This window comes from Streptomyces sp. NPDC029159 (assembly GCF_055564055.1).
Map to the genome: position 1 here is coordinate 12324 of NZ_JBVHWT010000010.1, position 20351 is coordinate 32674.

Genomic DNA, 20351 nt, shown 5'->3' on the forward strand with positions numbered 1-20351 from the left:
GCGGGCCGTCGGCGCACCCACGCACCGTCCTGCCGCCGGAGTCCCCCTGCCCACCTGGCACGATGACGGGGTGACCGCACCGCTGACGCCACGCGACAACCAACCGCCCGAAGAGCCGCACACCCCGCCGACCGCCTCCGGCGCCGGTTCGTCGGCCGAGCCGCCCGCGCATCCGCCGACCGACGAGGCGCCGGTCGACCCGCCGCTCGGCCAGGAGCTGCGCGAGGCCGCGCTGACCGTGCTCGTGCTGGCGCTCGTCGGCGCACTGCTCGGCCTGCTCTGGCTCTGGCTGGCCCCGCGGATCCCGCTGGTCGCCGACGCCCACAACGTCTATCTCAAGGACACCGAGGGTGAGGAGGCGATCGGCGCCGACGGCGTCTTCCTGCTGCTCGGGGCCGGTTTCGGGATCGTCAGCACGGCCGTGCTCTTCTGGCTGCGCCGCCGCGGCGGCATCCCGCTGGTGGTCTCGCTGGCCGTCGGCGGACTGCTCGGCTCCGTCCTGGGCTGGCAGCTCGGCATGGTGCTGGGCCCGACCGACGACCTCGCCGCCCACGCCGCGCAGGTCGGCCCCGGTGTCGTCTTCGACGGACCGCTGCGCCTCCAGGCCATGGGCGTCCTGCTGGCCTGGCCGATCGCCGCGATGGCGACCCAGCTGGCGCTGACCGGCCTCTTCGGCCCGCGCGACGAGGAACCCCAGCTGCCGGGGACGCCGGTGCCGGGCGCGCCGGACCTGACGAAGGACGATCCGGCGGCCTGACGAGGGCGGGGACCGGCGCTCACCGGCCGGAAACCGCCGGTCACGGCACGGGGCACCGCGACCGGGAGCGGCCGGACGCGGTGCCCCGGTCCCGTCGGCCGACCGGACGCGGTGCCCGGCCCCCGTAAAGCTTCCGGCTCCGCCTCAGTCCCGCCCGATCGGTGCGACCACGGCCCCGGTGAGGGCGACGAGGTCCGCCGGGGCCAGTTCGACCTCCAGGCCGCGGCGGCCGGCCGAGACGCAGACCGTGGGGCGGCCCTCGGCCGAGGCGTCCACGACCGTCCGCAGCCGTTTGCGCTGGCCCAGCGGGGAGATGCCGCCGCGGACGTAGCCGGTGGCGCGCTCGGCGGTGGCCGGATCGGCCATCGCCGCCCGCTTGCCGCCCACCGCCGCGGCCAGCGCCTTGAGGTCGAGGGAGCCGGAGACCGGCACCACCGCGACGGTCAGCGCCCCGTCGACCTCCGCCAGCAGCGTCTTGAACACCTGCTCGGGCGCGACGCCGAGCGCCTCGGCGGCCTCCTCACCGTACGAGGCGGTGGCCGGATCGTGGGTGTAGGCGTGCACGGTGAAGGGCACCCCCGCGGCGGTCAGCGCGACCGTCGCCGGGGTACCGCCCGCCGCGGACTGCGCGCCCCGGTCCTTCTTCGACTTCTTGGACAACTCGTCGGCGCCTTGTGTCTCGGAAACAGGAAGCGGGCCCGCGGCCCGGTGTCAGTTGGGGCTGGTCGGCCGACGGGTCAGCTCCACGGCCGGCAGCGACGGGAGCTTACCGAGCACCGCCGACTCCTGGCGCAGGATTTTCAGCTCCTGACCGAGCCGGTCCGCGGTGTCCGGCGCCGCCAGCAGCCGCTGCTTGGCCGGTACGTCCAGCACCGCCGCCGCGGCGACCAGGTACGACAGCACCGACGGATCGCCCGGCAGATCCTGCCCGCCCGCCAGCGTCCGCTCGTTCGCCCAGGCCAGCCGCTTCTGATAGGTGCGGAACGCCCGGACCACACCGGACGCGAGCGCCCCGGCGCCCTCGCCGCCCTCCTCCGTCAGCTCCTCGACCTCGGCGGTCAGGTACTCCCCGGAGGCGTCGACCGACAGCAGCCGGAAGCGGGTGGTGCCGGTGGCCAGCACCTCGTAGCCGGCGTCCGCCTCGTCGGACTTGGCCCGGATCGTCGTCGCGTCGGCGACACAGCCGATGGTGTGGAACGCGGCCATCGGGTCGTCGCCGAACCCGGCGGCGGGCCCGCTCGCGGCCGGCAGCGTGGCGTCCGGCATGCCCTGGGCGGTCGGCGCCACCTCACGGCCGTCGCGGATCGCGATCACCCCGAAGCGGCGCTCGTCCTCGGGCCGCTCGCCGAGGTCGCGCATCAGCGCCCGGTAGCGCGCCTCGAAGACGTTCAGCGGGAGAACGAGTCCGGGGAAGAGCACCGAGTTGAGCGGGAACAGCGGCAGGCGTACGGAGGTCACAGCCGGTAAGCCTAGAGGCTGGGCCGCGCCGCCCGGAGGCCGGGCGCTACGCGGAGGGCGAAAGCCCCGGTGGCACCGGGCCCGGCGGGAGCGGAGCCGGGCCGGGTGCCGCCCGTAGGCCCCGCCCGCCCCGCTACTGCCGCCGCAGCAACCGCGAGGCGCCCGTCGCCACCGTCGTCGCCAGGATCCAGCCCGCGATGACCAGCACCGCCGCCACCCACTGCGCCCCGCCCCGCGGGTTCCACGCCCCGCGCTGGCCCAGGTCGATCACCGGCACCAGCAGATCCAGGACGTAGAGATACGGATTCCACGGCGGCGCCTCGTCGGCCTTGAGCGGCGGGGGCGGTGCGGAGGTGAAGAAGACCGTGCCCAGCGCCCACAGGATCGCCATCCACAGCGTGGCCCGCCCCGGGCGGTAGCCGTACGCCACCGTCCAGTCCTGGAGGTAGCCCCACGCCTTCCCGGCCACCGGCAGCGTCTCGCGGCGCCGCCGCTGCTTGGCCAGCAGCACCACCCGCGCATCCGCGTCCTCGCCGCTGGAGCGCAGCGCCGTGGCCAGCATCTCGTACGGCTCCGGCGCGTACTCCGGCGTCGCCGCGGCCACCCACTGCAACCGCGCCGTCAGCGGGAAGTGGCCCCGGGGGATCAGCGTCTCGTAGGCGAACCCGGCCATCTGGAGGCCGCCCGCGCCGGGCCAGCTGGCGGAGCGGTCGACGAGGTTGACGACCCGGGCGCCCGAGATGATCACCCGTCCGCGCTGCGGCCGCTCCCCGAGGAACCGCAGCTCGGGCGTCTGGATGCGGCGCAGCGACAGCTCCTGGTCGGACTCCATCACGAACCGCGCGTGCTCCAGGTCGACCGCGTCACCGAACCGGCCGTCGTCCAGCCGCATCCCGCCCTCGCACTCGAACCGCTGCATCCGCGTCCCGCGCGGCGGGGTGGTGACCGTGCCGTACGCCGGGGTGTGGACGGTGCCGAACGGGGGAGTGGCGCCGGAGGCGAACGGGGAGTTGGCCAGGCCCGCGGCGGTCAGGTGCAGAGTGCGCTCGACGGTCAGCTGCGGGGCGTTCAGCGCGCGGCGGCCGAAGGGGTTGCTCAGATGGCTGCCGCGCAGGCTCAGCGACCCGCCGACGGTCGCCCCGCGCAGCGACAGCTCGCCGTACGACTCCAACATCTCGGCCTGGAGGTCCTGGGTGACGGTCAGCCCGTCCGCCACGATCGAGCGGCCGTGGCGGTCCTTGTGCACCACCGCCTGGCTCAGCAGCAGATCCGTGCCGATGTGCGCGTCGGTCAGGCGGACGCCGGAGAGCACCACGCACCGCGGCAGATGGAGATCGCCCTCGGTGGTCAGCCGCGCCGCCTCCAGCCGGGGCAGCGCGCAGTTCACCAGCCGCACCGTCGTGAAGTGCGCCTCCGGTAAGACCACCTCGCCCTCGAACCGGCAGTCCCGCAGCTCGACGAATGGCTTGATCGAGCCGCCCGCGACGTCGAGGATGTCGGTGATGTACGCCCCGGTGACCTTCAGCGCCGAGACCCGCCCGGGCTGCGCCGGCGGCCCTTCCAGCAGCAGCAGCGCCAGCACCCGCGCGCGTATCCGGCGCTCCGGTCCCCACAGGTACCGGCCGTGCGGATCGTCCCGGGCCGGATCCCCGATGTGCAGGTCGCAGGTGCTGCCGTTGCGGAACGCCTGCCACATGCTCCATTCCGCCGATGTCAGCTGCAGATCCGCCGGTGCGTCGCCGTCCCCGGGCTCGATCACTGTCGTGTCCCCCCTTTCGTCGCTGTCCGGATGCGCCCGCGTGTCGGCCGCCGTCCGCGCGCCACACCGGTCCGCGGAGCGGGATCCGGAGGGTGGGCGGCGGGACACGCCGAAGCCGTCACCGGGCCTTTGCCCGCCCCGTGACCTGTTGAACACGCGTGGTCAGGGCCAACTCCGGTCAACTTCACCGGCCCGTCCGGAGCGCATTGTGGGGTGTATCACTGGGTGATACGGCGGGCCGGGCCCGAGGGCGGGTCTGAGACACTGGGAGGGTGATCTCCCGAATCGATCTGCGCGGTGACGCCCTTCCCGAGGGCGGCGCCCTGCGCGACCTGCTGCCCCGTGCCGAGTTCGACGTGGAAGCCGCCCTGGAGAAGGTGCGGCCCATCTGCGAGGACGTACGCCATCGCGGCACCGCCGCGCTGATCGAGTACGCGCGGCGGTTCGACGGAGTGGAGATCGAGCGGGTCCGGGTCCCGGACGAGGCGCTCGAGCGCGCCCTGGCCGAGCTGGACCCGGCGGTCCGCGCCGCCCTGGAGGAGTCCATCCGGCGCGCCCGCCTCGTCCACCGCGAGCAGCGCCGTACGGACACCACCACCAAGGTCGTCCCCGGCGGCACGGTCACCGAGCGCTGGGTGCCGGTCGAGCGGGTCGGGCTGTACGTCCCCGGCGGCCTCGCGGTCTACCCGTCGTCCGTCGTGATGAACGTCGTCCCCGCCCAGGAGGCCGGCGTCGAAGGCGTCGCGGTCACCTCTCCGCCCCAGAAGGAGTTCGGGGGCCTGCCGCACCCGACGATCCTCGCCGCCTGTGCGCTGCTCGGCGTCGACGAGGTCTACGCCGCCGGCGGCGCCCAGGCCATCGCGATGTTCGCGTACGGCACCGACGAGTGCCGTCCGGTCAACCTCGTCACCGGCCCCGGCAACATCTTCGTGGCCTCCGCCAAGCGCCTGCTCAAGGGCCGGATCGGCATCGACGCCGAGGCCGGGCCCACCGAGATCGCGGTGCTCGCCGACGCCACCGCCGACGCCCGCCATGTCGCCTCCGACCTGATCAGCCAGGCCGAGCACGACACGCTGGCCGCCGCCGTCCTCGTCACCGACTCCGCCGAGCTGGCCGACGCCGTCGAGGCCGAGCTGAAGACGCAGGTGGCCGCCACCAGGCACATCGAGCGGATCACCGAGGCGCTGGCCGGGCGGCAGTCCGCGATCGTCCTGGTCGACGGTATCGACGAGGGCCTGACGGTCGTCGACGCGTACGGCGCCGAGCACCTGGAGATCCAGACCGCCGACGCCTCCGCCGTCGCCGCCCGGGTCCGCAACGCCGGTGCGGTCTTCGTCGGCCCCTACGCCCCGGTCTCCCTGGGCGACTACTGCGCCGGCTCCAACCACGTCCTGCCGACGGGCGGCTGCGCCTGCCACTCCTCGGGCCTGTCCGTGCAGTCGTTCCTGCGCGGCATCCATGTCGTGGACTACTCCCGCGACGCGCTGGCCGAGGTCGCCCACCATGTGGTGACCCTCGCCGAGGCCGAGGATCTCCCGGCCCACGGCGCCGCGCTGAAGGCCCGGTTCGACTGGAAGGTCCCGCAGAGCAAGTGACGAACAGCTCCGACGCGTTCCCCTGGGACGCGCTCCCCATCCGGGACGAACTGCGCGGCAAGACCCCGTACGGCGCCCCGCAGCTGGACGTACCGGTCCGGCTGAACACCAACGAGAACCCCTACCCGCTCCCCGAGGAGCTGGTCCGGCGGATCGCCGAGCGGGTCGCGGACGCCGCCCGCGACCTCAACCGCTACCCGGACCGTGACGCCGTCGAGCTCCGCACCGAGCTGGCCCGCTACCTCACCCGCACCGGCGGCCACCCGGTCACCGCGGAGCAGGTCTGGGCGGCCAACGGCTCCAACGAGATCCTCCAGCAGCTGCTGCAGACCTTCGGCGGCCCCGGCCGCGCGGCCCTCGGCTTCGAGCCCTCGTACTCCATGCACGGGCTGATCTCCCGCGGCACCGGCACCGAGTGGATCTCCGGGCCCCGTAACGACGACTTCACCGTCGACGTCGCGGCGGCGACGGCGCTGATCGCCGAGCGCCGCCCCCACGTCGTCTTCGTCTGCTCGCCGAACAACCCGACCGGCACCGCCGTCGCCGCCGAGACGGTCCTCGCGCTGTACGACGCCGCGCAGGCCGCGCGGGCGGAGAGCGGCGGCGCGCTGGTGGTGATCGACGAGGCGTACGGCGAGTTCAGCCACCACCCCTCGCTGCTGCCGCTGATCGAGGGACGCCCCAACCTCGTCGTCTCGCGGACGATGTCCAAGGCGTTCGGCGCCGCCGGACTCCGCCTGGGCTACCTCGCCGCCGACCCGGCCGTGGTCGGCGCCGTCCAGCTGGTCCGGCTGCCCTACCACCTCTCCGCGGTCACCCAGGCGACGGCGCTGGCCGCCCTGGAGCACACCGACACCCTGCTGAAGTACGTCGAGCAGCTCAAGGCCGAGCGCGACCGGCTGGTCACGGAGCTGCGCGCGGCGGGCTGCGAGGTCGTCGACTCCGACGCCAACTTCGTGCAGTTCGGCCTCTTCGACGGGCCGGGCGGTGCGCACGCCGCCTGGCAGGCCCTCCTCGACCGGGGCGTCCTGGTCCGGGACAACGGCGTGCCGGGCTGGCTGCGGGTCTCCGCGGGCACCCCGGACGAGAACGACGCGTTCCTCGAAGCGGTACGCGGACTGATGAAGGAGCAGAGCGCATGAGCCGCGTCGGACGCGTCGAGCGCACCACCAAGGAAACCTCGGTGCTCGTCGAGATCAACCTCGACGGTACGGGCCAGGTCGATGTCTCGACGGGCGTGGGCTTCTACGACCACATGCTCGACCAGCTCGGCCGCCACGGTCTCTTCGACCTCACCGTCAAGACCGACGGCGATCTGCACATCGACACCCACCACACCATCGAGGACACCGCCCTCGCGCTCGGCGCCGCCTTCCGGCAGGCGCTCGGCGACAAGGTGGGCATCTACCGCTTCGGCAACTGCACCGTCCCGCTCGACGAGTCCCTCGCGCAGGTCACCGTCGATCTCTCCGGCCGCCCGTACCTCGTGCACACCGAGCCGGAGAACATGGCGCCGATGATCGGCACCTACGACACGACGATGACCCGCCACATCTTCGACTCGTTCGTCGCCCAGGCGCAGATCGCCCTGCACATCCACGTCCCGTACGGCCGCAACGCCCACCACATCGTGGAGTGCCAGTTCAAGGCGCTGGCGCGGGCGCTGCGGTACGCCAGCGAACGCGATCCGCGCGCCGCCGGAATTCTCCCGTCCACGAAGGGTGCCCTGTGAACGGCATGTCGACCGCCTTCATCCTGGTCGGTCTCTTCCTCGTCGGTGGCATCTACTCCTTCTGGAAGCAGAAGATGCCCCGCAGCCTGATCACGCTGCTGTCCATCGGCGCGGCGATGTGCCTCGTCGCCGGGGTGATGCGGCTGGAGGTGTGGAATTGACGGCCGCGAAGAAGGTCGTGGTCTTCGACTACGGCTTCGGTAACGTCCGCTCCGCCGAGCGCGCCCTGGCCCGCGCCGGGGCCGACGTGGAGATCACCGGCGACTACGACCGCGCGATGAACGCCGACGGGCTGCTGGTCCCCGGCGTCGGCGCGTTCGCCGCCTGTATGCAGGGGCTGCGCGACGCCCGCGGCGACTGGATCGTCGGCCGCCGGCTCTCCGGCGGCCGCCCGGTGATGGGCATCTGCGTCGGGATGCAGATCCTCTTCTCCCGCGGTATCGAGCACGGTGTGGAGACCGAGGGGCTGGACGAGTGGCCCGGCACGGTCGGCCCGCTCAAGGCCGACGTCGTCCCGCACATGGGCTGGAACACCGTGGCGGCGGCCGAGGGCTCCCGCCTCTTCGCCGGTCTGGGCGCGGACGCCCGCTACTACTTCGTCCACTCGTACGCGGCGCACGACTGGGAGCTGGAGATCGGCAACCCGCACATCGCCGCCCCCAAGGTCAGCTGGGCCACCCACGGTGCGCCCTTCGTGGCCGCGGTCGAGAACGGCCCGCTGTGGGCCACGCAGTTCCACCCCGAGAAGTCCGGCGACGCCGGAGCCCAGCTGCTGAGCAATTGGATCGAGACCCTGTGATGGCCCACCCGAAGCTCGAACTCCTCCCCGCCGTCGACGTCCGCGACGGCCAGGCCGTCCGGCTGGTGCACGGCGAGTCCGGCTCCGAGACCGCCTACGGCGACCCGCTCCAGGCGGCGCTGGCCTGGCAGCAGGCGGGTGCCGAGTGGCTGCACCTCGTCGACCTCGACGCGGCGTTCGGCACCGGCGACAACCGCGCGCAGATCGCCGAGGTCGCCCGCGCCATGGACATCAAGGTCGAGCTGTCCGGCGGTATCCGCGACGACGCCTCGCTCGCCGCGGCGCTCGCCACCGGCTGCCGCCGCGTCAACCTCGGCACCGCCGCGCTGGAGTCCCCCGAGTGGGTCGCCAAGGTCATCGCCGAGCACGGCGACAAGATCGCGGTGGGCCTGGACGTCCGCGGCACCACGCTCCGCGGCCGCGGCTGGACCCGCGACGGCGGCGACCTCTACGAGACGCTGGCCCGCCTCGACTCCGAGGGCTGCGCCCGCTACGTCGTCACCGACATCAACAAGGACGGCACCCTCCAGGGCCCCAACGTCGAACTGCTGAAGAACGTCTGCGCGGCCACCGACCGCCCGGTCGTCGCCTCCGGCGGCGTCTCCTCCCTCGACGACCTGCGTACGCTCGCGTCGCTGGTGCCCGAGGGTGTGGAAGGTGCGATCGTCGGCAAGGCGCTCTACGCGAAGGCGTTCACCCTGGAAGAGGCGCTGGCAGCAGTGGCCTGACCGGACGACCGAAAGGCGGCGTGATGACCATCGAGCGGGTACGGACCAGAAGTCCCTGGGAAGAGACGATCGGCTTCGCCCGCGCGGTGGCCGCCGGGGACCGGGTGCTGGTCGCCGGCACGCTGCCCTTCACCGACGACGGTGTGCTCCAGGGCGAGGGCGACCCCTACGAGCAGGCCCGGGCGGCCTTCGGGAACGCCCTGGCGGCCCTGGAGCCGTTCGGCCTGGACGCCGCCGCCGTGCTGCGCACCCGGATGTATCTGACCCATGTGCGGGACGTGGACGCGGTCGGCCGCGCCCACCGGGAGCTCTTCGACGCCGCGCCGCCGGCCGCGACCCTGATCGTGGTCTCCGGCTTCGTCGACCCCCGCGTGCTGGTCGAAGTGGAACTAGAAGCCTTCAAGCAACCCTCCGAAGGAGCCTGACGCCATGACCCTGGCGGTCCGTGTCATCCCCTGCCTGGACGTCGACAACGGCCGGGTCGTCAAGGGCGTGAACTTCCAGAACCTGCGCGATGCGGGCGACCCGGTCGAGATGGCCCGGATCTACGGTGAGGAGGGCGCCGACGAGCTGACCTTCCTCGACATCACCGCCTCCTCCGGCAACCGCGAGACCACCTACGACGTGGTCCGCCGCACCGCCGAGCAGGTCTTCATCCCGCTGACCGTCGGTGGCGGCGTCCGCACCGCCGAGGACGTCGACAAGCTGCTGCGGGCCGGCGCCGACAAGGTCGGGGTGAACACCGCGGCGCTGGCCCGGCCCGAGCTGATCCGGGAGATCGCCGAGCGGTTCGGCAGCCAGGTGCTGGTGCTCTCCGTCGACGCCCGCCGGGTGGCCGCGGCCGACGGCACCACCTCCTTCGAGGTGACCACGCACGGCGGGCGCCGTTCCGCCGGGGTCGACGCCGTCGAGTGGGCGCACCGCGCCGCCGAGATGGGCGCCGGGGAGATCCTGCTGAACTCCATGGACGCCGACGGCACCAAGGACGGCTACGACACCGAGATGATCGAGGCGGTCCGCAAGCACGTCTCCGTGCCGGTCATCGCCTCCGGCGGCGCCGGCCGGCTCGCCGACTTCGCCCCCGCGGTCGCGGCGGGCGCCGACGCGGTGCTGGCCGCCTCCGTCTTCCACTTCGGTGACTTGCGCATCGGCGAGGTCAAGGGGGCGCTGCGGGAGGCCGGGCACCCCGTTCGCTGACGACGGGCGCGGGGCGGGGCCGCGGGTGCGGTCCCGCCCCGCGCCTGCGCCTCAGATCCCCAGTGCCGCCTGCCGCGCCCCCGCCACCGCCTCCGGGTCGCCCGCCAGCTCCACGTCGGCGGCCTGCTGGCGTCCGTAGGCGAAGAGGGTCAGCTCACCGGGCTCGCCGACGACCGTCACCACCGGGGCGCCTCGCTGGGCGACGGCGGTGCGGCCGTCCGGGTGCCGTAGCACCAGGCCCACCGGCGACTTCCGGCCCAGCAGCTTCGCCATCTTCTCCAGCCGGGACCACAGCGCGTCCGCGAAGACCGGGTCCAGCTCCCGCGCCGACCAGTCCGGCTGCGCCCGCCGCACGTCCTCGGTGTGTACGTAGAACTCCACGGTGTTCGACGCCTCGTCGATCTGCTTCAGGGAGAACGGCGACATCCGCGGCGGACCGCTGCGGATCAGCCCCAGCAGCTCCTCGTACGGCTTGGCGGTGAACTCCTCCTGGACCCGCTCCAGGCGGGCCGCCAGTGGCTTGAACAGCAGGCCACCGGCCGCGTCCGCCCGGCGTTCGCGCACCACCACATGGGCGGCGAGATCGCGGGTGCGCCAGCCCTCGCAGAGCGTCGGCGCATCGGGGCCGACGCTCTCCAACAGGTCGGCGAGCAGGAGCCGTTCACGCTTCGCATGGGTCGACATACGGCCAGCCTACGACCGGCCCCGCCGCCCTGCCACGCCACGGCCGCCCGGTCAGGGGCCCTCCGCGGGTCCGCGGCGCCCACCACGCGTCCCCCGCACGGCACAATGGCCCCATGACCAGCCGCGCCACCGACACCGCAGCCCTCACCCCGGACGGCCCCGCCGCCCCCGGCAGCACCGCCCTCGACCCCGCCGTCGCGGGCCGCCTCAAGCGGGACGCCGACGGCCTCGTTCCGGCCATCGCCCAGCAGTACGGCACCGGCGAGGTCCTCATGCTGGGCTGGATGGACGACGAGGCGCTGCACCGCACCCTCACCACCGGCCGCTGCACCTACTGGTCGCGCAGCCGCCGCGAGTACTGGGTCAAGGGCGACACCTCCGGCCACGTCCAGCGCGTCCGTTCGGTGGCCCTGGACTGCGACGCCGACACCGTCCTGGTCACCGTCGAACAGACCGGCGCCGCCTGCCACACCGGGGCCCGCACCTGCTTCGACGCCGACGTTCTGCTCACGGACGGCGACCAGTAGGCTCCGCTGCCATGACCACGGGAACCACCGGCACCGCCACACCGGACCTCGACAGCTTCCGCACCCTCGCCAAGGACCGCCGGGTCGTCCCCGTCACCCGGCGCCTGCTGGCCGACGGCGACACCCCGGTGGGGCTCTACCGCAAACTCGCCGGTGAGCGGCCCGGCACCTTCCTCCTGGAGTCCGCCGAGAACGGCCGGACGTGGTCGCGGTACTCGTTCATCGGCGTCCGCAGCGCCGCGACCCTCACCGCCCGCGACGGCCAAGCCCACTGGCTGGGCACGCCGCCCGTGGGGATGCCCACCGGCGGCGATCCGCTGGCCGCGCTCCGCACCACCGTCGAGGCCCTGCACACCCCGCGTGACCTGCTGGAGGACGCCGGACTGCCACCCTTCACCGGCGGCATGGTCGGCTACCTCGGCTACGACGTCGTCCGCCGCCTGGAGAAGATCACCGAGCAGACCGAGGACGCGCTCGGGCTGCCGGAGCTGACCATGCTCCTCACCTCCGACCTCGCCGTCCTCGACCACTGGAACGGCACCGTCCTGCTGATCGCCAACGCGATCAACCACAACGACCTCGACACCGGCGTCGACGAGGCGTACGCGGACGCCGTCGCCCGCCTCGACGCGATGGCCGACGACCTCGCCCGCCCGGCGCCCGCGAGCGCCGCCGCGCTGCCGCCGTCGGAGCTGCCGCCGTTCACCGCCGAATGGGGCGGCGCCGCCTACCAGGAAGCCGTCGAGGACATCAAGGAGCGCATCCGCGCCGGTGAGGCGTTCCAGGTGGTGCCCTCGCAGCGCTTCGAGACGCCGTGCACGGCGAGCGCCCTGGACGTCTACCGGGTGCTGCGGGCCACCAACCCCAGCCCGTACATGTACCTCTTCCGCTTCGCGGGCGACGGTGAGCGCAGCGGGTTCGACGTGGTCGGCTCCAGCCCCGAGGCGCTGGTCAAGGTCGAGGACGGCCGGGCCATGGTCCACCCCATCGCCGGGACCCGGCCGCGCGGCGCCGGGGTCCAGGAGGACCAGGCCCTCGCCGACGAGCTGCTGGCCGACCCCAAGGAGCGCGCCGAGCACCTGATGCTCGTCGACCTGGGCCGCAACGACCTGGGCCGGGTCTGCGAGCCGGGCAGCGTCGAGGTCGTCGACTTCATGTCGGTCGAGCGGTACAGCCACGTCATGCACCTGGTCTCCACCGTCACCGGCACCGTCGCCGAGGGCCGCACCGCCTTCGACGTCCTCACCGCCTGCTTCCCCGCGGGCACCCTCTCCGGCGCGCCCAAGCCCCGCGCCCTGCAGATCATCGAGGAGCTGGAGCCGACCCGGCGCGGGCTGTACGGCGGCTGCGTCGGCTATCTGGACTTCGCCGGCGACTCCGACACCGCCATCGCCATCCGCACCGCCCTGCTGCGCGACGGCACCGCGTACGTCCAGGCCGGTGCGGGCGTCGTCGCCGACTCCGACCCGGTCGCCGAGGACACCGAGTGCCGCAACAAGGCCGCCGCCGTGCTGCGCGCCGTGCACACCGCCAACCGCCTCGGCGGCTGACCCCCGGCGCCTTCGGACCGCCCGCGGCGACCGGCCACCCCGTGGCCCGGCACCGCGGGCGGTGCGCGATAGTGGGGGAGTGAGTGCCGCAACCCCGCCCCCCGCCGCCACCGCGCCCGCGCCGTCCGCCCGGCCCCGCAGCGCCCGGCGCAGCCTCGCCGCCGCACTGCTGCTGGGCGCCGCCGGCTCCGCCCTCGTCCTGCTGGCGTCCGGCCGCGTCTGGTCCCGGGGCACCGCCGCCCTCGCCCAGGGCGATCTGCCGCGCACGGTGACCGGCTCCGACGTCACGGGTGTCCCCGCCGCGCTGGCCGTCGTCGGCCTCGCCGCGCTGGTCGCGGTCTTCGCGGTGCGGCGCGTCGGCCGGTACGCCGTCGCCGCCCTCCTCGCCCTCAGCGGCGCGGGCACCGCGCTCGCCGCGGCGGCCGGTTACGGCGACACCTCCGCACTGCGTGAGCAGGCCGCCACCGCCGTCGGGCTGAGCGGTACCGCTGTGCATCACGTCACGCACACCGTCTGGCCGTGGGTCTCCGCCGCGGGCGGTGTGCTGCTGCTGATCGCCGGTCTCCTCGCGCTGTTCTTCGGCCGCCACTGGCCCGCGATGTCGGGCCGTTACGAGCGCACACCGGGCGGTGCCCGCCCCCCGCGCCGGGCCGCCGCGCCGGTGGACCCGGACCGCCCGGAGGAGCTGTGGAAGTCGCTGGACCGCGGTGAGGACCCCACCCGGTAACGGGGTTTCCCCCGGCATCGGTGACAATGGACGGCGAGGTATCACCGCGCCCCGATCCGGCGCGACAGAGCTACGAGGAGCACTCATGTCGAGCAGTGGCCACGGACACACCCCCGCCGCCTGGACCGGCGTCATCATCTCGTTCATCGGCTTCTGCGTCGCGGGGGCCTTCCTGGTGCTGGGGAGCGTGCCCGGCTTCTGGGCCGGCATCGTTCTGACCCTTCTCGGTGCGGTCGTCGGCGGTGTGATGCGTCTCGCCGGTCTCGGCTCGGAGCCCCGGCGCTCAGCCGCCCCGGCCGTCGTGGCCCAGCCCCAGGAGGGCTGACCCCCTGGCGCCGGCCCCCGGCGCCACCACTGCTGCTCCGAAGGCGCCGCTTCCCGGTCGCCGTCCGTAAGGGCTGTCCCCCGTACGGATGCCGGGAAGCGGCGCCTTCGTGCATCCCCCGGGACAATCGGCCAGGTGAACGCACCCGTGGCCCCGCCCCGGCCCGCCGCCCCGCGCCCCGCCGTGCCGCCCGGCCGAGGGCGGAGGCCGCTGCGCCGTCTCGCCGCCCCGCTGGGCACGGCCGCCGCCGCGGTCGCCGCCTTCGGTTACGTCGGCGCGGTCGACCCGACCCGCCCCGGCCACTACCCGGTCTGCCCGCTGCTGCATCTGACCGGCGTCTTCTGCCCGGCCTGCGGCGGCCTGCGCAGCGCCCACGCGGTGGCCCACGGCGAGCTGCCCGCCGCGCTCGGCGCCAACGCCGTGGCGGTCCTCGCGTACGCCGCCTGCGCGGTGTTCTGGCTGGTCTGGACGGTCCGCGCGGTGCGCGGACTGCCGACCGCCGGGCCACGCCCGCGCCCGGTCCACTGGTGGGCGCTCACCGCCCTGCTGGCCCTCTTCACCCTCGTCCGCAACCTTCCCTTCGGCGCCTTCCTGCACCCCTGACCTGGGCGGCCGCTGTCCAGCTGCTGGGACCGGCGGCGGCCGGGTGCGGGACCTCGGGCCCCGGCCGGATACCATCGGAAGTGCCCACGGTGAGCAGCGCTCATCGCCCGGCGCCCGTCCCCTCCACCGCTGCAGAAGGAGGCCGCTCGCGTGAGTGTGCTCGACGAGATCATCGACGGAGTCCGCGCCGACCTCGCCGAGCGACAGGCGCGCGTCGGCCTCGACGAGCTGAAGGAGCGCGCCCGCGCCGCCCGCCCGGCCAAGGACGGCGTCGCCGCCCTCAAGGGCGAGAGCGTGACGGTCATCTGCGAGGTCAAGCGCTCCAGCCCCTCCAAGGGCGCACTCGCCGCCATCGCCGACCCGGCGGGCCTCGCCGCCGACTACGAGGCCGGTGGCGCCGCGGTCATCTCCGTCCTCACCGAGCAGCGCAAGTTCGGCGGCTCGCTCGCCGACCTCGAAGCGGTCCGCGCCCGGGTCGACATCCCGGTGCTGCGCAAGGACTTCATCGTCACCGCCTACCAGCTGTGGGAGGCCCGTGCGTACGGCGCCGACCTCGCGCTGCTGATCGTCGCCGCGCTGGAGCAGGAGGCGCTGGTCTCGCTCATCGAGCGGGCCGAGTCGATCGGTCTGACGCCGCTGGTCGAGGCGCATGACGAGGAGGAGGTCGCCCGCGCGGTCGACGCCGGCGCCAAGATCATCGGCGTGAACGCGCGCAACCTCAAGACCCTGGAGGTCGACCGCGGCAACTTCGCCCGGATCGCCCCCGAGATCCCCGACCACATCGTCAAGATCGCCGAGTCCGGCGTCCGCGGCCCGCACGACCTGATCGCGTACGCCAACGACGGCGCGGACGCCGTCCTCGTCGGCGAGTCGCTGGTCACCGGCAAGGACCCGCGCACCGCCGTCGCCGATCTGGTCGCCGCCGGCTCGCACCCCGCCATCCGGCACGGCCGGGCCTGAGGACGGACGCGACCCCATGACCGCCACCGGCAGCCACCGCACCGCCCGGGAGATGTTCCCGGGCGCCTGCGGCGTGCCCGCCGGTGCGCCCGCCGGGCCGGACGGCCTGCCCGGCCACGGCCCCTCGCCCGCCCTGGCGCCCCGGGCGCGCCGTGCCCCGCGCCGCGCGGCGGTCCGCTGCGCGCTGCCGCCCTGGCACCGCGGCTGCCGGGCCCCCGCCCGCCGTGTCCACGGCCGCCGGGTCAGGTACCACATCGGCTCCGAGCCCGGTCAGACCAACGGGATGCGATGGCGCCGGGGGCCCGTGCGCTGATGCGTGCGCGCCCCGGCGGACGGTGCGGCGGGTGTGCCGCTCCGGCCTGCCGGGACATCCTCCGGCGAGCGGCCGTAATGATCATCAGGTCGGTGGCGTCCCACCGGTGCCCTCGCGGGCCGGTCGCTCGTTAGGCAGGGCGCGGCGCTCCCACGGCCCGACGGATGCCCGACGGCCGTACGGCGACCGGGAGTCACCGGCGGCCGGATCCGTCGGCGTACCGCGCGCCCCGCGCAACGCCCGCGCGGGCGGCGCACGCCCCCCTTGCTTCTCCACACCCTTCCCATCCCTTTCTCACCTTTCCGACAGACCCAGTCCGGGGCGAGGGCCCCGGCAGAGGAGTGCGTCAGATGTCCTCCGATTTCTTCGTGCCCGACCCGGAGGGGCTGGTTCCCGGCCCCTCGGGCTACTTCGGCGCCTTCGGCGGCAAGTTCATCCCCGAGGCGCTGGTCGCCGCGGTCGACGAGGTGGCCGCCGAGTACGAGAAGGCCAAGGCCGACCCGGCGTTCGCCGCCGAGCTGGACGAGCTGATGGTCAACTACACGGGCCGTCCCAGCGCCCTCACCGAGGTGTCACGGTTCGCCGAACACGCCGGTGGCGCCCGGGTGTTCCTCAAGCGCGAGGACCTCAACCACACCGGCTCGCACAAGATCAACAACGTGCTCGGGCAGGCGCTGCTCACCAAGCGCATGGGCAAGACCCGCGTCATCGCGGAGACCGGCGCCGGTCAGCACGGCGTCGCCACCGCCACCGCCTGCGCCCTCTTCGGCCTCGACTGCACCATCTACATGGGCGAGATCGACACCGAGCGGCAGGCGCTGAACGTCGCCCGGATGCGGATGCTCGGCGCCGAGGTCATCGCCGTGACCTCCGGCAGCCGCACCCTGAAGGACGCCATCAACGAGGCGTTCCGCGACTGGGTCGCCAACGTCGACCGCACCCACTACCTCTTCGGCACGGTCGCGGGCCCGCACCCCTTCCCGGCGCTCGTCCGTGACTTCCACCGCGTCATCGGCGTCGAGGCGCGGCGGCAGATCGTCGAGCGCGCCGGGCGGCTGCCCGACGCCGCGCTCGCCTGCGTCGGGGGCGGCTCCAACGCCATCGGCCTCTTCCACGCCTTCCTGCCCGACGAGAGCGTGCGGCTGGTCGGCTGCGAGCCCGGCGGCCACGGCATCGCCACCGGCGAGCACGCCGCGACCCTCACCGAGGGCAGCCCGGGCATCCTGCACGGCTCGCGCTCGTACGTCCTCCAGGACGAGGACGGGCAGATCACCGAGCCGTACTCGATCTCCGCCGGTCTGGACTACCCGGGCATCGGCCCGGAGCACTCGTACCTCAAGGACAGCGGGCGGGCCGAGTACCGCGCGGTCACCGACGACGCGGCGATGCAGGCGCTGCGGCTGCTGTCGCGCACCGAGGGCATCATCCCGGCCATCGAGAGCGCCCACGCGCTGGCCGGCGCGCTGGAGCTGGGCCGCGAGCTGGGCCCCGACGGCCTGCTGTTGGTCAACCTCTCGGGCCGGGGCGACAAGGACATGGACACCGCGGCCCGCTACTTCGGGCTGTACGACAACGCGGGCGAGCGCGCCGGCGTCGGCGAGGGGGAGAAGTGATGACGGAGGCGACGGGCAACATCGCCCTGCTGGACTCGGTGCTGGCGACGGCGCGCGAGGAGAACCGCGCCGCGCTGGTCGGCTACCTTCCCGCCGGTTTCCCGACCGTGGACGGCGGCATCCGGGCGGCGACCGCGATGCTGGAGGGCGGCTGCGACATCGTCGAGATCGGCCTGCCGCACAGCGACCCGGTCCTCGACGGGCCGGTCATCCAGACCGCGGACGACATCGCGCTCCGCGGCGGTGTGCGGATCCCCGACGTGATCCGCACGGTCGGCGAGGCACACGCCGCCACCGGTGCGCCGGTGCTCTGCATGACGTACTGGAACCCGGTCTACCGCTACGGCGTCGAGCGGTTCGCCGCCGAGATGGCCGCCGCGGGCGGCGCCGGGTGCATCCTGCCGGACCTGCCGGTCCAGGAGGCCGCTCAGTGGTGTGCGGCGGCGGAGAAGCACGGTCTGGCGACCGTCTTCGTCGTCGCCCCCAGCAGCCGCGACGCCCGCCTCGCCGAGATCACCGCGGCGGGCAGCGGCTTCGTCTACGCGGCGTCGCTGATGGGCGTCACCGGCACCCGTGAGTCGGTCGGCCACGAGGCGCAGGAGCTGGTCCGCCGCACCCGCGCCACCACCGACCTGCCGGTCTGCGTCGGCCTCGGGGTCTCCAACCCCGAACAGGCCGCGGAGGTCGCGCAGTTCGCCGACGGCGTGATCGTCGGCTCGGCGTTCGTGCAGCGGATGCTGGCCGACGAGCACGATCTGGAGGCCGGGCTCGCCGGGGTCCGGACGCTGGCCGGGGAGCTGGCCGCCGGGGTGCGCAAGCGCTCCTGAGGCCGGGGCGGGCCGCGGGCACGGGTGTGCGGCGCGGCGGGTTCCGTCCCCCGATAGGGCGAACATCGGTGCGGAGGGGTGCGGCAGCGCCCCTCCGCTTCGTTTTCCTGGGGTGAGCCAGAAGAACGATGACGGTAAGAGCAACGCCCGCGAGCGGTTGAAGGCACAGCGTGAGAAGGAGAAGGCCAAGGCCCGGCGCAACCGCCAGGCGATCGTCGGCGGAGCGGTGGTCCTGGCCCTCGCGGTGGCCGGCGCCATCGCCGTCTGGGCCTCCCACTCCGGCGGGGACGAGGAGAGCGCCAAGCCGCTGGCGGTGCCGAAGGGCGCGCGCGGCGGCGACAAACCGGCGGTGCCGGTCGGCTCGGCCGGTGCCCCCTCCACGCTGACGGTCTGGGAGGACTTCCGCTGCCCCGCCTGCCAGCAGTTCGAGACCGGCTTCCGCCCGGTCATCCATGAGCTGGAGGACTCCGGGCAGCTGAAGAGCGAGTACCACCTCGTCACGATCATCGACGGCAACGGAGGCGGCACCGGCTCCCTCAACGCCGCCAACGCCGCGCTCTGCGCCCAGCACGCCGGTCGCTTCCGCGGGTACCACGACGTCCTCTACAGCAACCAGCCGCCGGAGCAGCAGGACGCGTTCGCCGACAAGAAGAAGCTGATCCGGCTCGCCGACAAGGTTCCGGGGCTGGCCGGTGACGCGTTCACGCAGTGCGTCGAGTCCGGTACGTACAACGACTTCGTCAAGCGGTCCAACGACGCGTTCGCCAAGACCGGCTTCCGCGGCACCCCGACCGTGCTGCTCAACGGCAAGGATCTGGCAAAGGAGAAGAACGGGCAGTTCACGCCCGCGGACTTCAAGAAGATGGTGCTCGACGCCAACAAGGGCAAGCAGCCCGCGAAGCCCGCCACGCCGGTGCACTGAGCGGGCGGTGCGGGGCCCGCCCGGGTCGGTCGCGAAGGTGTGACGGTCGTTACGCAGCCGTTGCCGGGCGGGTTGTCGCCGACCCCGTTCGGCGGGGTAGCGTCGTGACTGCCATGGACCTCGCATTCATTCCCAGCCCGTCGGTCGGCGTCGTGCACCTCGGCCCGATCCCGCTCCGGGGCTACGCGTTCTGCATCATCATCGGTGTCTTCCTGGGCGTCTGGCTCGGCAACAAGCGCTGGGTGCAGCGCGGCGGCCGGTCCGGCACGGTGGCGGACATCGCCGTCTGGGCGGTGCCCTTCGGCCTCGTCGGCGGACGGCTCTACCACGTCATCACGACGTACGAGCCGTACTTCGGCAAGGGCGGCCATCCGCTCGACGCCTTCAAGGTGTGGGAGGGCGGTCTCGGCATCTGGGGCGCGGTGGCGCTCGGCGCGGTCGGCGCCTGGATCGGCTGCCGCCGCCGCGGTATCCCGCTTCCCGCCTACTGCGACGCGCTCGCCCCCGGCCTCGCCATCGGCCAGGCCGTCGGCCGCTGGGGCAACTGGTTCAACCAGGAGCTGTACGGCCGGCCGACCGATGTGCCGTGGGCGCTGAAGATCAGCGACGACCCGGCGATCGGCCGCATCGGCGGCACCTACCACCCGACGTTCCTCTACGAGTGCCTGTGGTGCCTGGGCGTCGCCGCGCTGGTGATCTGGGCCGACAAGCGCTTCCGCCTCGGCCACGGCCGCGCCTTCGCGCTGTATGTCGCGGCGTACTGCGCGGGCCGCGCCTGGATCGAGGAGATGCGGGTCGACGAGGCGCACCACATCCTCGGTCTGCGGCTCAACGTCTGGACCGCGCTGATCGGCCTGGTCCTCGCCGTCCTCTACATGATCATCTCGTCCCGGCGGGTGCCGGGCCGCGAGGAGGTCGTCGAGCCGGGCGCCCAGGAGGCCCTGGCCGGTGCGGACGCGGACGGTGCGCCGGAGGGCGCGAAGCAGGCGGACGGGCCCGCGGAGAAGGAGCCCGACACCGCGGCCGACGAGGACGCCGGCGCCGAGGCCGCGAAGCCCGGTGCCGACGGCGGGGCGAAGACCGCCGGGAGCGGCGGCAAGAAGAGCTGAGAGGCGCCGTCGCCCCGGGCGGCGGCCGTATCCCCCACCGCGGGGGGGGGGGGGGGAGGGGGGGGGGGGGGGGGGGGGGGGGGGGGGGGGGGGGGGGGGGGGGGGGGGGGGGGGGGGGGGGGGGAAAGAAAAGAAGGGGGGGAGGGGGGGGGGGTTCTTTTTTCTG

At 73.9% G+C, this 20351-nt stretch carries 24 protein-coding genes; 20 read left to right on the forward strand and 4 right to left on the reverse strand.

Annotated elements, in window-relative coordinates; genetic code table 11:
* The first annotated feature begins 70 nt into the window (after positions 1-70).
* A complete protein-coding gene (locus tag ACZ4U4_RS20035) occupies positions 71-757 on the forward strand; it encodes an ABC transporter permease (protein WP_467875929.1) in 687 nt (228 codons plus the stop codon).
* A gap of 144 nt (positions 758-901) precedes the next feature.
* Here the strand turns inward: ACZ4U4_RS20035 and ybaK are convergent, their stop codons facing one another.
* The 3 genes from ybaK to ACZ4U4_RS20050 form a co-directional block, all read right to left on the reverse strand.
* Positions 902-1417, reverse strand: coding sequence for a Cys-tRNA(Pro) deacylase (gene ybaK, locus ACZ4U4_RS20040; RefSeq protein ID WP_467875931.1), 516 nt, complete (start codon positions 1415-1417; stop codon positions 902-904).
* Between the two features lie 51 nt (positions 1418-1468).
* A complete protein-coding gene (locus ACZ4U4_RS20045; protein ID WP_467875933.1) occupies positions 1469-2215 on the reverse strand; it encodes an LON peptidase substrate-binding domain-containing protein in 747 nt (248 codons plus the stop codon).
* 133 nt (positions 2216-2348) lie between these two features.
* Positions 2349-3974, reverse strand: coding sequence for an oxidoreductase (locus ACZ4U4_RS20050; protein WP_467875935.1), 1626 nt, complete (start codon positions 3972-3974; stop codon positions 2349-2351).
* 272 nt (positions 3975-4246) lie between these two features.
* Here ACZ4U4_RS20050 and hisD point away from each other — a divergent pair, with 272 nt between their 5' ends.
* Genes hisD through hisF form a run of 8 tightly spaced genes read left to right on the forward strand, consistent with a single transcriptional unit; the run spans position 4247 to position 10025 of the window.
* Entirely contained in the window at positions 4247-5569 is a 1323-nt protein-coding gene (gene hisD, locus ACZ4U4_RS20055) for a histidinol dehydrogenase (RefSeq protein ID WP_467875938.1), read from the forward strand.
* Positions 5566-6711 carry a histidinol-phosphate transaminase gene (locus ACZ4U4_RS20060; RefSeq protein WP_467875939.1) on the forward strand — a complete coding sequence of 382 codons (1146 nt, stop codon included), beginning with the start codon at positions 5566-5568 and terminating at the stop codon, positions 6709-6711. Before hisD ends, ACZ4U4_RS20060 begins: the two co-directional genes overlap by 4 nt.
* Entirely contained in the window at positions 6708-7301 is a 594-nt protein-coding gene (hisB, locus tag ACZ4U4_RS20065) for an imidazoleglycerol-phosphate dehydratase HisB (RefSeq protein WP_467875942.1), read from the forward strand. Before ACZ4U4_RS20060 ends, hisB begins: the two co-directional genes overlap by 4 nt.
* Positions 7298-7462 (forward strand): hypothetical protein, encoded by a 165-nt coding sequence (locus tag ACZ4U4_RS20070; protein WP_186000424.1) that lies wholly within the window; start codon positions 7298-7300, stop codon positions 7460-7462. Before hisB ends, ACZ4U4_RS20070 begins: the two co-directional genes overlap by 4 nt.
* Positions 7453-8100 (forward strand): imidazole glycerol phosphate synthase subunit HisH, encoded by a 648-nt coding sequence (gene hisH / locus ACZ4U4_RS20075; protein WP_467875945.1) that lies wholly within the window; start codon positions 7453-7455, stop codon positions 8098-8100. Before ACZ4U4_RS20070 ends, hisH begins: the two co-directional genes overlap by 10 nt.
* On the forward strand, positions 8100-8828 hold the full coding sequence (gene priA, locus ACZ4U4_RS20080; protein ID WP_030281672.1) for a bifunctional 1-(5-phosphoribosyl)-5-((5-phosphoribosylamino)methylideneamino)imidazole-4-carboxamide isomerase/phosphoribosylanthranilate isomerase PriA: 729 nt from the start codon (positions 8100-8102) through the stop codon (positions 8826-8828). Before hisH ends, priA begins: the two co-directional genes overlap by 1 nt.
* A 23-nt stretch (positions 8829-8851) precedes the next feature.
* Entirely contained in the window at positions 8852-9253 is a 402-nt protein-coding gene (locus ACZ4U4_RS20085) for a RidA family protein (protein ID WP_467875948.1), read from the forward strand.
* A gap of 4 nt (positions 9254-9257) precedes the next feature.
* Positions 9258-10025 (forward strand): imidazole glycerol phosphate synthase subunit HisF, encoded by a 768-nt coding sequence (gene hisF, locus ACZ4U4_RS20090; protein ID WP_467875950.1) that lies wholly within the window; start codon positions 9258-9260, stop codon positions 10023-10025.
* Positions 10026-10076: 51 nt separating this feature from the next.
* On the opposite strand, the gene ACZ4U4_RS20095 is transcribed toward hisF, so the two are convergent.
* Positions 10077-10709, reverse strand: coding sequence for a TIGR03085 family metal-binding protein (locus tag ACZ4U4_RS20095; protein ID WP_467875953.1), 633 nt, complete (start codon positions 10707-10709; stop codon positions 10077-10079).
* A gap of 113 nt (positions 10710-10822) precedes the next feature.
* Here ACZ4U4_RS20095 and hisI point away from each other — a divergent pair, with 113 nt between their 5' ends.
* The 11 genes from hisI to lgt all read left to right on the forward strand — a co-directional run bounded on the left by hisI (position 10823) and on the right by lgt (position 20185).
* The gene (gene hisI, locus ACZ4U4_RS20100; RefSeq protein ID WP_467875955.1) at positions 10823-11236 is read left to right on the forward strand and encodes a phosphoribosyl-AMP cyclohydrolase; all 414 of its coding nucleotides are present in this window, start codon (positions 10823-10825) and stop codon (positions 11234-11236) included.
* 11 nt (positions 11237-11247) lie between these two features.
* Positions 11248-12786 (forward strand): anthranilate synthase component I, encoded by a 1539-nt coding sequence (locus ACZ4U4_RS20105; protein WP_467875958.1) that lies wholly within the window; start codon positions 11248-11250, stop codon positions 12784-12786.
* Between the two features lie 79 nt (positions 12787-12865).
* A complete protein-coding gene (locus ACZ4U4_RS20110) occupies positions 12866-13513 on the forward strand; it encodes a TIGR02234 family membrane protein (RefSeq protein ID WP_467875961.1) in 648 nt (215 codons plus the stop codon).
* An 85-nt stretch (positions 13514-13598) separates the two neighbouring features.
* Positions 13599-13838, forward strand: a complete 240-nt coding sequence (locus ACZ4U4_RS20115; protein WP_467875964.1) for an HGxxPAAW family protein — start codon at positions 13599-13601, stop codon at positions 13836-13838.
* Positions 13839-13973: 135 nt separating this feature from the next.
* Positions 13974-14441, forward strand: coding sequence for a DUF2752 domain-containing protein (locus tag ACZ4U4_RS20120; protein ID WP_467875966.1), 468 nt, complete (start codon positions 13974-13976; stop codon positions 14439-14441).
* Positions 14442-14591: 150 nt separating this feature from the next.
* A complete protein-coding gene (gene trpC, locus ACZ4U4_RS20125; RefSeq protein WP_030281655.1) occupies positions 14592-15401 on the forward strand; it encodes an indole-3-glycerol phosphate synthase TrpC in 810 nt (269 codons plus the stop codon).
* Between the two features lie 16 nt (positions 15402-15417).
* The gene (gene trpM / locus ACZ4U4_RS20130; RefSeq protein ID WP_467875969.1) at positions 15418-15714 is read left to right on the forward strand and encodes a tryptophan biosynthesis modulator TrpM; all 297 of its coding nucleotides are present in this window, start codon (positions 15418-15420) and stop codon (positions 15712-15714) included.
* Positions 15715-16064: 350 nt separating this feature from the next.
* Entirely contained in the window at positions 16065-17327 is a 1263-nt protein-coding gene (trpB, locus tag ACZ4U4_RS20135) for a tryptophan synthase subunit beta (protein ID WP_467875972.1), read from the forward strand.
* Positions 17327-18154: a tryptophan synthase subunit alpha gene (gene trpA, locus ACZ4U4_RS20140; RefSeq protein ID WP_467875975.1), complete on the forward strand. Its 828-nt coding sequence runs from the start codon at positions 17327-17329 to the stop codon at positions 18152-18154. Before trpB ends, trpA begins: the two co-directional genes overlap by 1 nt.
* Positions 18155-18266: 112 nt before the next feature.
* A complete protein-coding gene (locus tag ACZ4U4_RS20145; protein WP_467875977.1) occupies positions 18267-19076 on the forward strand; it encodes a DsbA family protein in 810 nt (269 codons plus the stop codon).
* A gap of 113 nt (positions 19077-19189) precedes the next feature.
* Entirely contained in the window at positions 19190-20185 is a 996-nt protein-coding gene (lgt, locus tag ACZ4U4_RS20150) for a prolipoprotein diacylglyceryl transferase (protein ID WP_467875980.1), read from the forward strand.
* Positions 20186-20351: the final 166 nt, after the last annotated feature.

What these genes read in the sequence shown, in the direction of transcription:
- trpA (WP_467875975.1), top strand. Translation starts at nt 17,327, where the DNA reads ATGACGGAGGCGACGGGCAACATCGCCCTGCTGGACTCGGTGCTGGCG.
- ACZ4U4_RS20095 (WP_467875953.1), bottom strand. Translation starts at nt 10,709, where the DNA reads ATGTCGACCCATGCGAAGCGTGAACGGCTCCTGCTCGCCGACCTGTTG.
- trpB (WP_467875972.1), top strand. Translation starts at nt 16,065, where the DNA reads ATGTCCTCCGATTTCTTCGTGCCCGACCCGGAGGGGCTGGTTCCCGGC.
- lgt (WP_467875980.1), top strand. Translation starts at nt 19,190, where the DNA reads ATGGACCTCGCATTCATTCCCAGCCCGTCGGTCGGCGTCGTGCACCTC.
- trpM (WP_467875969.1), top strand. Translation starts at nt 15,418, where the DNA reads ATGACCGCCACCGGCAGCCACCGCACCGCCCGGGAGATGTTCCCGGGC.
- ACZ4U4_RS20115 (WP_467875964.1), top strand. Translation starts at nt 13,599, where the DNA reads ATGTCGAGCAGTGGCCACGGACACACCCCCGCCGCCTGGACCGGCGTC.
- ACZ4U4_RS20085 (WP_467875948.1), top strand. Translation starts at nt 8,852, where the DNA reads ATGACCATCGAGCGGGTACGGACCAGAAGTCCCTGGGAAGAGACGATC.
- priA (WP_030281672.1), top strand. Translation starts at nt 8,100, where the DNA reads ATGGCCCACCCGAAGCTCGAACTCCTCCCCGCCGTCGACGTCCGCGAC.
- hisB (WP_467875942.1), top strand. Translation starts at nt 6,708, where the DNA reads ATGAGCCGCGTCGGACGCGTCGAGCGCACCACCAAGGAAACCTCGGTG.
- hisF (WP_467875950.1), top strand. Translation starts at nt 9,258, where the DNA reads ATGACCCTGGCGGTCCGTGTCATCCCCTGCCTGGACGTCGACAACGGC.
- ACZ4U4_RS20105 (WP_467875958.1), top strand. Translation starts at nt 11,248, where the DNA reads ATGACCACGGGAACCACCGGCACCGCCACACCGGACCTCGACAGCTTC.
- hisI (WP_467875955.1), top strand. Translation starts at nt 10,823, where the DNA reads ATGACCAGCCGCGCCACCGACACCGCAGCCCTCACCCCGGACGGCCCC.